Here is an 11,802-nt window from a genome sequence, read left to right as displayed (position 1 = left end):
AAGGTAATGCCTAATGGCGCAAATTTTTAAAGCGAAAAAAAAACCGTTAAAGCAACAAACACTAGAATTAACTATAACGGGAATGGATCATCAAGGGCGTGGCATTGCTAAACATAACAATAAAGTATGTTTTGTAAGCGGTGCATTACCAAACGAAACAGTCAAAGCAACACTCGTCGAAGATAAAGCTAAATACAGCAGTGCAAAAGTAATTAAAGTTATTCAAGCGAGTGAATCAAGAGTAGATGCTTTTTGTGAGCACTATAATCAGTGTGGTGGTTGCCAATTACAGCATTTAGAAGTAAGCCAACAAGTTGTAGAAAAACAAACTGCAGTTACTCAGTTATTTAGTAAGTTTGCTAAATTAAACAGCTTAAACTGGCAAACCCCATTATTAAGTAAACCTGTGCATTACAGACGCAGCGCTCGTATAGCTGTTATGTTTGATAAAGCAGCTAAAAAAATGCGCGTGGGTTACAGAGCAAGTGGCTCAAAAAATATTGTGAGTATTAATAAATGTGCAGTACTTGATGAAGTATTTACAGATGTTTTCACACTTTTTGATGATTTAATTAATCAACACAAAGCACTGCACAGTATAAGCCATTTACAGTTATGCCAAAGTGATAAACAAAACTTTGTTGTTATTCGTCACACTAAAGCAATTAATGATGATACAAAGGCTTTGGTTGAGCACATAACAAAAAGCCAGCAGTTTAAAATTGTATGGCAAAGCGAGAGCGATGCAATAGAACATTCACACTTAGCCATGCCATTTTATTATCTTAAAGAATTTGATCTAAAATTTGAATTTGGTTTAGGTAATTTTATTCAGGTAAATGCGCAAGTTAACGAAGCTATGTTAAAGCAAGCTGCAAATTGGCTTGATTTAAAAGGTGATGAAAATTTATTGGATTTATTTTGTGGGATTGGTAATTTCTCATTAGTGTTAGCAAAACAAGCAAAATCTCTAATTGGTGTAGAAGGTGTGACTTCAGCGGTTGCAATGGCTGCTCAAAATGCGCAAACTAACTCTATTACCAATGCGCAGTTTCATTGCTTTGATTTAACCCAAAGCATACAGAGCGCCCCATGGTTTAGCAAAAACTTAGATGTGCTTGTACTCGATCCTTCGAGGACTGGTGCTATGGCTGTATTAGAGGAATTACCTTTAAAGCAGTTTAAAACTATTTTATATGTCTCTTGTGACCCTGTTACTTTAGCCCGTGACAGCGCAATTATTTCACAAGCTGGCTTTGATCTTAATAAAATTGGGCTAATGAATATGTTTCCTCATACAGGGCATATTGAAACTATGGCGTTATTTCAACGGAGGTAGAACGCATTATGGTAGCTACACGACAATCACATCAACAAGATGAGACAACAGATTTTAGCACTCGGCTTTCATTTCTTGCCTTGTCTGAAGAAAAAACAGAGCTACTTACTAAAGCCCAAGCGCTCTGCGTAAAATGTGATAGTGAAAGCAGGCAAACTACTGCAATCGAAATGGTTGAAATTTTAGCTGAGCTAAATCTCGACCCCGAATCGTTAGCTACTGCGTATTTAACCCCGTATTTTTTAAACGACTTAATATCGCTTGAAACCATCGAAGAGCAGCTTGGGAATAACATTGCCATGCTGCTAACTGGGGTTGCACAAATGGCCACTATTAGTACTTTATCGCATCAAGGTAAAGGCACTATGCAAGTTGATAATATTCGAAAAATGTTATTAACCATGGTTGAAGATGTGCGCGCCGTGGTCATTAAGCTTGCAGAGCAGGTATGTCATTTACGCAATGTAAAAAATGCGGATGAAGAAGACCGCGTCATTGCCGCTAAAGAAACGGCTGATATTTTTGCACCATTGGCAAACAGATTAGGAATAGGGCAATTAAAATGGGAACTGGAAGATTTATCGTTTAGATATTTGCACCCAGGCACCTATAAAAGCATAGCCAAACAACTTGACGACAAACGCCTTACACGCGAAGCCTACATGGAAGATATGGTTGAGCAAGTAAAAAACCGTTTAAGTGAAGCGGGCATAGAGGCCCAGGTTTATGGTCGTCCTAAGCACATTTACAGCATTTATAAAAAAATGCAGCAAAAAAACTACGAGTTTGATCAGCTTTTTGATATTCGGGCAATGCGTATCGTCGTTGAACGATTGCAAGACTGCTACGGTGCGCTGGGCATTGTGCACACCAATTGGCGTCATCTTAATAAAGAGTTTGACGACTATGTAGCAACCCCAAAACAAAACGGCTATCAGTCAATTCATACCGTGGTATTTGGACCTGAAGGTAAAACGGTAGAGATACAAATTCGTACCAGCGACATGCATCAAGATGCTGAGTTAGGGGTGGCGGCACACTGGATGTACAAAGAAGGTGCATTACCAGGGCGCGGCTCGGGTTATGAGCAAAAAATCAGCTGGTTGCGTAAATTACTGCAATGGCAAGAAGAAGTAGTCGATGGCGGCGATTTAGCAGAAGAGCTTAAAAACCAAGTAGTAGAAGATCGCGTATACATATTTACCCCAAGCGGCGATATTATCGATTTACCACTTGGCGCTACACCGCTTGATTTTGCTTACTACATCCACTCAAATGTGGGGCATCGTTGTATTGGTGCAAAAATATTCGGCAAAATAGTGCCGTTTACGCATCAACTTACAACAGGGGATCAGGTAGAAATACTCACCCAAAAACAACCAAATCCAAGTCGTGATTGGTTAAACCCGTCATTAGGATACATTAAATCATCCCGTGCTAGAGCCAAAATTCATCACTGGTTTAAACAGCTCGACCGCGACAAAAACTTAAGTGCGGGGAAAGAAATTCTCGACAGTGAATTACAAAAGCTCAATTTAACATACAAAGATTTAGAGCCAGCCATTAAGCGTTTTAACTTTAAAGAGCTGGATGACTTAATGGTTGCGATTGGTGCGGGCGATGTTCGCCTCAATCAAATGCTTAACTTTGTAAGTGATCGGACTGAAGATGAGCCGGTTATTCGCATTAAAGCACCAAGTAAAGTAACTGGTGACAAAAACGGCATTGTAGTTGATGGCGTTGGCAGCTTAATGAGCCATGTAGCCAAGTGCTGTCGCCCAGTACCTGGCGATGAAATAATAGGTTTTATAACGCAAGGTCGAGGAATAGGTGTTCATAAGGAAGACTGTGATTCGTTTAATAACTTAAAAAACCAGCATCCTGAGCGTGTTATTTCGGTAAGTTGGTCTGATGATATCAACGGCTCGTACGCACTAAGTATTAAAATAGAAGCCACCGACCGTTCAGGGCTAATACGCGATATAAGCTCAGTACTTGCTAACGAAAAAGTAAATGTTTTAAACATGAACGTAAATACGGTTGAAGATAATCAGTTAGCTATATTTACAATGCAAATAGAAGTACATGACTTATCGGGTACTAACCGTGTTCTTTCTAAGTTACACCAAATTGAAGGTGTACATGATGCCAAGCGTGGTCATTAATCATGAATGATAATGCAGCGCTTACACAACTTCTTAGCATAATGAAAACACTGCGAGATCCCAAGAGCGGTTGTCCGTGGGATCTCAAGCAAGATTTTAAATCTATTGTGCCGCATACGCTAGAAGAAGCGTACGAAGTTGCCGACTGTATTGAATCAGGCAACTTAGATGAGCTTAAAGGTGAATTGGGTGATTTGCTATTTCAAATAGTTTTTTATGTGCAACTTGCACAAGAGCAAAATCTATTTGATTTTAATGATCTAGTAGAGCAATTAAACGATAAGCTTACCCGTCGTCACCCGCATGTGTTTGGTGAAAAAAAAGAGCTAACAGATAAGCAATTATCACAGCAGTGGCAAGCAATCAAAGCACAGGAGCGAAGTGCTAGAGCACAAGCCGAATCCCCTTCTTTTTGGCAAGATATCCCTGGCAATATGCCAAGCTTAAGTAAAGCCAAAAAAATTCAACAACGCGTGGCTTCCCTTGGCTTTGATTGGCCAACCTATCATGGTGCACTAGATAAAGTGAGCGAAGAAGTACTTGAAGTAAAAGAAGCGATTGAGCAAGACCCGCTATCTGATCATACAGCGGAAGAACTCGGCGACTTACTTTTTGCCACTGTTAATGTTGTACGCCATGTTAAACGAGATCCCGAACAACTGCTTCGTAGCGCTAATGATAAGTTTTCAGCGCGTTTTGAAAAGGTAAACGCTTATTTGCATGCGCAAGGTAAAAGCTTAGATACAGCAACCTTTGAAGAGATGGATAGTGCGTGGGATGCGATTAAAAAAGTAAAATAGGCTTAATGTTAAATAGTGCACATTTTTTGTGCGCGTATTAGCTAATTTTAGCTGGATTGATAAGCAGTGTTTTGGTACAATTTCGCCCCGTCTTGATGATATACCCAGAGTCTCTTTCTCGGGTGTTATATTCCTTTTAATTCCTGATATTCTAGGGTTCGCATGAGTACAAAATTTATCTTCGTTACTGGCGGAGTTGTTTCTTCGTTGGGTAAAGGTATTGCCGCAGCTTCACTGGCCGCTATTTTAGAAGCCCGTGGTTTAAATGTTACCATTTTAAAGCTGGATCCTTACATCAACGTTGACCCAGGCACAATGAGCCCAATTCAACACGGTGAAGTTTACGTTACAGAAGACGGCGCAGAAACGGACCTTGATTTAGGTCACTACGAGCGTTTTATCCGTACCAAAATGACTAGTCGTAATAACTTCACACAAGGCCGTGTATATGAAGACGTATTACGTCGTGAGCGCCGTGGTGAATACCTAGGTGCTACTATTCAGGTTATTCCACATATCACTAACGATATTAAGCAACGTGTATACGACGGTGCTGAAGGTTATGATATTGCTATTGTAGAAATTGGCGGCACTGTAGGTGATATTGAATCACAACCGTTTATTGAAGCAATTCGTCAGATGGGAACTGAAATTGGTCGCGAACGCGCGCTATTTATTCACTTAACACTAGTGCCATTTTTAGGCCCTGCCGGTGAAGTGAAAACGAAACCAACTCAGCACTCTGTTAAAGAGTTGCGCTCAGTAGGTATTCAACCAGATATTCTTATTTGTCGTTCAGACCGTAAACTACCTAATAATGAGCGTGCAAAAATCTCATTATTCACAAACGTAGAAGAAAAAGCGGTTATTTCACTACCCGATGTAGACAGCATTTATAAAATTCCTGCGTTATTAAAAACACAAGAATTAGATAACTTTGTATGTCGTCGTTTTCACTTAGATCCACCAGAAGCTGATTTAGCTGAGTGGGAACAAGTACTTTATCAAGAGTCTAACCCAACGGGTGAAGTGACCATTGGTATGGTTGGTAAATATATTGAATTACCAGATGCGTACAAATCGGTTAACGAAGCATTAAAGCATGCGGGTCTTAAAAACCGCCTAACAATCAACATTGAATACGTAGATTCACAAGACTTAGAAAGCAAAGGTGTTGAATTACTTTCACACTTAGATGCTATTTTAGTACCGGGTGGATTTGGCGGACGCGGTGTTGAAGGTAAAATTTTAGCAGCTAAATATGCACGTGAAAATAAAGTACCATACTTAGGTATTTGTTTAGGAATGCAAGTAGCATTAATTGAATATGCACGTAATGTTGCAGGTTTAACGGATGCAAACTCTACAGAATTTAATGCAAATTCAGAAGCACCGGTAGTTGGCTTAATTACTGAATGGCTAGATGCTGAAGGTAATGTTGAAACACGTAGCGAAAAATCTGATTTAGGTGGCACTATGCGTTTAGGCGCACAAAAATGTCATTTAACGCCTGGTTCTAAAGTACATGGAGTATATGGCAGCGACGAAATTGTTGAACGTCATCGTCATCGCTACGAAGTAAATAATAACTTCGTAGAAATACTTGAAAAAGCAGGCTTAAGCTTTACTGGTTTATCAGAAGATAAAAAACTGGTAGAAATTATCGAAAATAAAGATCACCCATGGTTTATTGCCGCGCAGTTCCACCCGGAATTCACGTCAACGCCACGTGATGGTCATCCGTTATTTGAAGGGTTTGTAGCAGCTGCGCACATCCACCAAAAAGCGAATTCGTAATTTTAAAAGCCGTGCATATTGCACGGCTTTTTTGTTTTAAGGGCTGACTAAGCTATATAAAACGTAGTAAAGTTAGCTGAACTCACCATTTTGGGAATATAGAGGAATCAAGATGTCAGAAATCGTAAAAGTAATCGGTCGCGAAATTATGGACTCGCGTGGTAACCCAACTGTTGAAGCAGACGTACATTTAGCAGATGGTTCTTGGGGTCGTGCAGCAGCACCTTCAGGCGCATCTACTGGTACTCGTGAAGCATTAGAGTTACGCGACGGTGATAAATCACGTTACTTAGGTAAAGGCGTATTAAAAGCAGTTGGTTATATTAATAAAGAAATTGCTGATGCTTTAGCTGGTCAAAATGCATTAGATCAAAACGCTGTTGATAAAGTGATGCTAGATTTAGATGGTACCGAAAATAAAGAAAAATTAGGTGCAAACGCAATCTTAGCTGTATCACTAGCAACTGCGAAAGCAGCTGCACAGTCTAAAAAAGTTGAGCTTTATGAGCATATTGCTGACTTAAATGGCACACCAGGTGTTTACTCTATGCCACTTCCAATGATGAACATCATCAATGGTGGTGAGCACGCAGATAACTCTGTAGATATTCAAGAATTCATGATCCAACCTGTTGGCGCTAAAAACTTCCGCGAAGGCCTACGTATGGGCGCTGAAGTATTCCACAGCCTTGCTAAAGTGCTTAAAGCTGATGGTCACTCAACAGCGGTTGGCGATGAAGGTGGTTTTGCACCTAACCTTGCATCTAACGAAGCGGCTCTTGCTGCAATCAAAGTAGCTGTTGCAAACGCAGGTTACGAGCTAGGTAAAGATATTACTTTAGCGATGGATTGTGCTGCATCTGAGTTTTACGATAAAGAAGCAAACATCTACGATCTTAAAGGTGAAGGTAAAAAATTCACTTCTGAAGAATTTAACTTCTTCTTACAAGATCTTACTAATCAGTACCCAATCGTTTCTATCGAAGATGGTCTTGATGAGTCAGATTGGGATGGCTTTGCACACCAAACTAAACTAATGGGTGATAAAATCCAATTAGTAGGTGATGACTTATTCGTAACTAACACTAAGATTTTAAAACGTGGTATCGACAACGGTATTGCTAACTCAATCTTAATTAAGTTTAACCAAATCGGTTCTTTAACTGAAACTTTAGCTGCAATCAAAATGGCTAAAGATGCTGGTTTTACTGTTGTTATTTCTCACCGTTCTGGTGAAACTGAAGATTCAACAATTGCTGATTTAGCAGTGGGTACGGCCGCAGGTCAAATCAAAACAGGTTCATTGAGCCGTTCTGACCGTGTTGCAAAGTACAACCAATTGCTACGTATTGAAGAGCAATTAGGTGATAAAGCACCGTACAATGGTCTTAAAGAAGTTAAAGGTCAGTAATTCTAATTATATAGAATCTAACTTTTAACTTTAGATGATAAAATCCTCGCCTATGCGGGGATTTTTTATGCCTGATACTTTTTCCAAAGAGATGAAAATAAATTGTAGGCTTCAAGCTTGTTGATGTCCGCAGCACTAAAGAGTGGAACACAAAAGTATAACGCTTTATTCATGCTTTAACTTCTTACGCACTCATAGCTGAAACTGCTGCTTTAAAATATCACCTGTAAAACTGGTTTTTAAATAAAAACCACGGGGTAGGGTTTTAATTATTTGCCCATTTGGGCCAATAGCATCAGTGACTATTTTACTATGAGCAGCTTTGGGGCGTATTTGCATAGCATCGCCTAAATGGCCTGATATTTCGTCGACTCTACCTAGCGCAATTAGCTCCATTTGCTCTTCCCAGTCGCGTTGTAACAAAGCGTCTTGTTCAGGTGAGGGCTGCCAGAAAAAGCCGCTGCCGATGGTTCTGTCAAACGGCGCAATATCACGTTCGCTTAAAATTGGGAGCCATAAAACATGATTTAGTTTTTTACGCACAGAGCTGGTATGCCACGTCATTCCTGTCACGTTCATTAAAGGTGTAACCGATACAAACGTAGTTTCCAGTGGCCTACCTTTATAAGAAATAGGCAGTGTTTTTAGCTCAATTCCTAAATCTTCAAAATCGGGGAGGGGTTTTGAGCCTGCAGTAGCGCCTAGTACGTTTTCAATGAGTTGCCCAGTCCAGCCTTTTTCACGTAGTAAATCATCTGGCGTTTTAAAATTATACTTGTTAGCAAGTTGTCCTAGCGTTAATCCGGCAATACTGTTAACGCGTTGCATTAAGTCGTTTATTGAGTGTGGTTTTGTAGGTCGCATATTATTAATTTCGGTTGTATAAATACCATAGCCATGATAGCAAATAGGCTAAGCCGTGGATATCTTTAGGGTTGTACGTTTTTTGCTCGCTTGTTGTTTGTGTTAATTTTGCACATATTGAAATTAAGCTACTTTACTTTAAGTTACTGACTCTGCAGGTTTTTTTAAATGTGCACGTTCAGTTTTGATTAAGCCATTTAAAAGTTGTAAGGATAAATACAACTATATGAACATGTTTATCCACAGAATCTGTGGAGAAGCTAAGTTTTAAGATCTAATATTGTGGATTTGTTTGCAAAATGAGCGTGTTTTACAAAAGTTATGCACAAACTGTGAGTAACTAGAGGAAAACAAGAACCGCAATAGCTTTGCTGAGTTATTTTCTAAATATTTACCTATTCTCTATTAATTTATCAACATACTAAAAGCTCAAACTTAGCTCACTAATTGGCTTGGGTATAATAGTATTTGCCGTATTGCGGCTAATGTGGAACAATCATTAAAAATCGACTTACAAATGAGGCACTAAGGTGATTGATGCCGAAGGTTTTCGTGCCAATGTCGGAATTGTGATTTGCAATAATCAGGGACAGGTTTTTTGGGCCAGACGTTATGGTCAACACTCTTGGCAATTTCCCCAAGGTGGTGTTGATGATGGCGAAACTGCAGAACAAACCATGTACCGTGAATTACACGAAGAAGTAGGGTTGCGACCAGAAGATGTAGAAATAGTCGCAAGCTCAAAACATTGGTTACGCTATAAATTACCCAAACGATTAATCCGCCGAGACTCTAGTCCGGTGTGTATTGGGCAAAAACAAAAATGGTTTTTACTAAAATTACGCTGTAAAGACGAAGATGTAAATTTACTTAAAACCCATCATCCAGAGTTTGATGATTGGCGCTGGGTAAGTTATTGGTATCCTGTAAGACAGGTTGTATCGTTTAAACGGGATGTTTATCGACGAGTAATGAAAGAGTTTGCTCCTTTCGCCATGCCTTTTAATAAGAGAGAACAACATAAAGATCATTGGCGGAGTAAAAGGTAGTAATTTCTCGATACAATAAAGGAGCAGGGTATGCTGGCTACACTGAGATCTATTGCGGAGTCTGTATCGCGACAAGCGAATTTAGACAGCGCATTAGTGTGCTTTGTGCAAATGGTTAAAGATGCCATGAAAACCCAGTGCTGCTCCATTTATTTTGCAGATTACAGCCAGGACAATTTTGTACTTATGGCAACCGAAGGGCTAAACCCCGATGCGGTAGGTAAGTTTAGAATTGGTTTTACCGAAGGTTTAGTTGGCCTAGTAGCGCAACGCGAAGAACCTATTAATATTGCATTTGCTAAATCGCATCCTCGTTTTAAGCTCTCCCCCGAAGTAAACGAAGAAGGCTACAACGCTTTTTTATCTGTACCCGTTGTTCATCAAAAAAAAGTACTGGGCGTTATTGTTGTCCAACAAAAAATGGCACGTGTATTTAGCCAAGACGAAGAGTCTTTTTTAATAACACTTTCTGCTCAACTTGCTTCACAGTTAGCGCATGCTGAAATTAAAGAAATACTACGCCAAGATGAATCATCTCATCAAACGTCTGTTTTAAAAGGTGTATCGAGCGCGCCAGGAATAGGTATAGGACAAGCATTTGTTGTATTACCAAAACTTGATTTTAAATCTATTGAGCTTTTAAAAGACAGTGACGTCACTGAGCAGCGTCGTTTATTTACTCAAGCTGTAGCTGCAACGCGCAAAGAATTTAATACCCTATCTATGACGCTAAGCGATTCTATTCCGCACGAAGCTCTTGCGGTATTTGATGTGTATCAACAACTGCTTGACGCTAAAAGTTTAGGGCATAATGTTGAAATGCAATTACAAGAAGGCTGGTGTGCTAAAAGCGCCCTAAAAATTGTAATAGAGCGTTTAATATCTCAATTTAATGCCATGCAAGACCCTTATATAAAAGAGCGTGCTGTTGACGTTAAAGACATTGGTCTTCGCGTATTACACCACCTTGTAAATACCGAGCACGCTGTTAAAAATTATCCGGCCAACACTATTTTAATTGCTAATACCTTAACACCCGCCATGCTTGCTGAAGTGCCAAAAGGTCACTTAACAGGCGTTGTAAGCGTAAATGGCTCTGCAAATAGCCATGCTTCTATATTAACGCGTGCGATGGGCATTCCTGCTATTTGGGGTATAGAAGATTTACCTCTACTGCAGTTTAATGGCAAATCGATGATTTTAGATGCATTTGCTGGGCGTTTATATATATCGCCTTCACAAATGCTGATGGACGAATACACAGAGTTACAGCATCAAGATAACCTACTTAATAACCGCTTTTTAGCTGAGCAAGACTCAGAATCAATTACGCTTGACGGTGAACATGTTAGCTTATTATTAAACGCAGGCCTTGAGCTTAATACTGAGCAAAGTAGCGCTCATATTTGTGACGGTGTGGGGCTTTATCGAACCGAAGCGTGGTTTATGCAAAAGGGTCAGTTTCCTTCGCAATCAGAGCAAGAAAATTGGTACCGAGAAGTACTAACTAGCTATCATCCTAATCCTGTGGTTATGCGTACATTGGATATTGGGGGCGATAAGGTACTTGATTACTTTAATATTACCGAAGAAAACCCATTTTTAGGTTGGCGTGGTATTCGTATTAGCCTTGATCATCCAGAGTTATTTTTAGATCAACTAAAAGCGATGCTTAAAGCAAATATTGGTTTGGGTAATTTAAAAATAATGCTCCCTATGATCAGTGGCACTGAAGAAGTTGATGAGTCACTTGCGTTATTTGAACAGGCTTATTTTGAGTTAAGTGAAAAATACCCAGAGCAAACCATAGAAAGACCCGACATAGGAATAATGCTGGAAGTACCTTCAAGTGTATTTATGCTTCCAGAGTGGTCAAAAAAAGTCGATTTTTGCTCAGTAGGCAGTAACGATTTAACACAGTATTTATTAGCAGTAGACAGGGCTAATGCACGTGTAGCCGAACTTTTTAACCCTTATCACCCAGGTGTACTAAGAGTACTAAATAAAGTGGCGCACGAATGTGAGCAATATGAACTGCCATTTAGTTTGTGTGGTGAACTAGGCGGCGATCCTGAAGGAGCTATTTTACTTATTGCCATGGGTTACAGACGCCTGAGTATGAATTTATCATCGCTTAATAAAGTGAAGTGGGTACTTAGGCGTTTAAATGTCAGTGACATGGAACAACTACTAAGTGAATGTTTAGCGCAATCCACAGCCAAACAAGTACTACGTTTAACGCGAAGCTTTATGCTAGAGCATAAATTAGGTGATTTGTTTTACACCCCAAAATAAGCTTGTACACCTAATTAATTGCAATACACAGATGCTATTAGTTTTATAATCCTTTAATATATAAACCTTAAAAGGGTATTTG

The 11,802-nt window shown here is 39.6% G+C and carries 8 protein-coding genes; 7 read left to right on the top strand and 1 reads right to left on the bottom strand.

The genetic code is table 11. The features are described 5' to 3' along the window. Positions 1-13: 13 nt before the first annotated feature. The 5 genes from rlmD to eno all read left to right on the top strand — a co-directional run bounded on the left by rlmD (position 14) and on the right by eno (position 7,512). On the top strand, positions 14-1,339 hold the full coding sequence (rlmD, locus tag ABX891_RS13965; RefSeq protein ID WP_354629745.1) for a 23S rRNA (uracil(1939)-C(5))-methyltransferase RlmD: 1,326 nt from the start codon (positions 14-16) through the stop codon (positions 1,337-1,339). Positions 1,340-1,347: 8 nt separating this feature from the next. Beyond that, positions 1,348-3,504, top strand: a complete 2,157-nt coding sequence (gene relA, locus ABX891_RS13960; RefSeq protein ID WP_354629744.1) for a GTP diphosphokinase — start codon at positions 1,348-1,350, stop codon at positions 3,502-3,504. A gap of 2 nt (positions 3,505-3,506) precedes the next feature. Beyond that, positions 3,507-4,304 carry a nucleoside triphosphate pyrophosphohydrolase gene (gene mazG / locus ABX891_RS13955; protein ID WP_354629743.1) on the top strand — a complete coding sequence of 266 codons (798 nt, stop codon included), beginning with the start codon at positions 3,507-3,509 and terminating at the stop codon, positions 4,302-4,304. 162 nt (positions 4,305-4,466) lie between these two features. Further along, positions 4,467-6,101: a CTP synthase gene (pyrG, locus tag ABX891_RS13950; protein WP_033020682.1), complete on the top strand. Its 1,635-nt coding sequence runs from the start codon at positions 4,467-4,469 to the stop codon at positions 6,099-6,101. 112 nt (positions 6,102-6,213) lie between these two features. After that, positions 6,214-7,512, top strand: a complete 1,299-nt coding sequence (eno, locus tag ABX891_RS13945) for a phosphopyruvate hydratase (RefSeq protein ID WP_002958706.1) — start codon at positions 6,214-6,216, stop codon at positions 7,510-7,512. A gap of 192 nt (positions 7,513-7,704) precedes the next feature. Here the strand turns inward: eno and mutH are convergent, their stop codons facing one another. Next, positions 7,705-8,376 (bottom strand): DNA mismatch repair endonuclease MutH, encoded by a 672-nt coding sequence (mutH, locus tag ABX891_RS13940; RefSeq protein WP_354629742.1) that lies wholly within the window; start codon positions 8,374-8,376, stop codon positions 7,705-7,707. Between the two features lie 530 nt (positions 8,377-8,906). On the opposite strand from mutH, the gene rppH reads away from it, so the two are divergent. Both rppH and ptsP read left to right on the top strand, forming a co-directional pair. Beyond that, the gene (gene rppH, locus ABX891_RS13935; protein ID WP_002958704.1) at positions 8,907-9,425 is read left to right on the top strand and encodes an RNA pyrophosphohydrolase; all 519 of its coding nucleotides are present in this window, start codon (positions 8,907-8,909) and stop codon (positions 9,423-9,425) included. A 30-nt stretch (positions 9,426-9,455) separates the two neighbouring features. Next, positions 9,456-11,720, top strand: coding sequence for a phosphoenolpyruvate--protein phosphotransferase (gene ptsP / locus ABX891_RS13930; protein ID WP_101217578.1), 2,265 nt, complete (start codon positions 9,456-9,458; stop codon positions 11,718-11,720). Positions 11,721-11,802 lie beyond the last annotated feature (82 nt).

Origin of the sequence: Pseudoalteromonas sp. NCIMB 1079 (assembly GCF_040567695.1) — a bacterium.
Lineage (GTDB): Bacteria > Pseudomonadota > Gammaproteobacteria > Enterobacterales > Alteromonadaceae > Pseudoalteromonas > Pseudoalteromonas distincta.
Note: the sequence above shows the minus strand (reverse complement) of the source record. Positions and strands in the feature narration are given on the sequence as shown.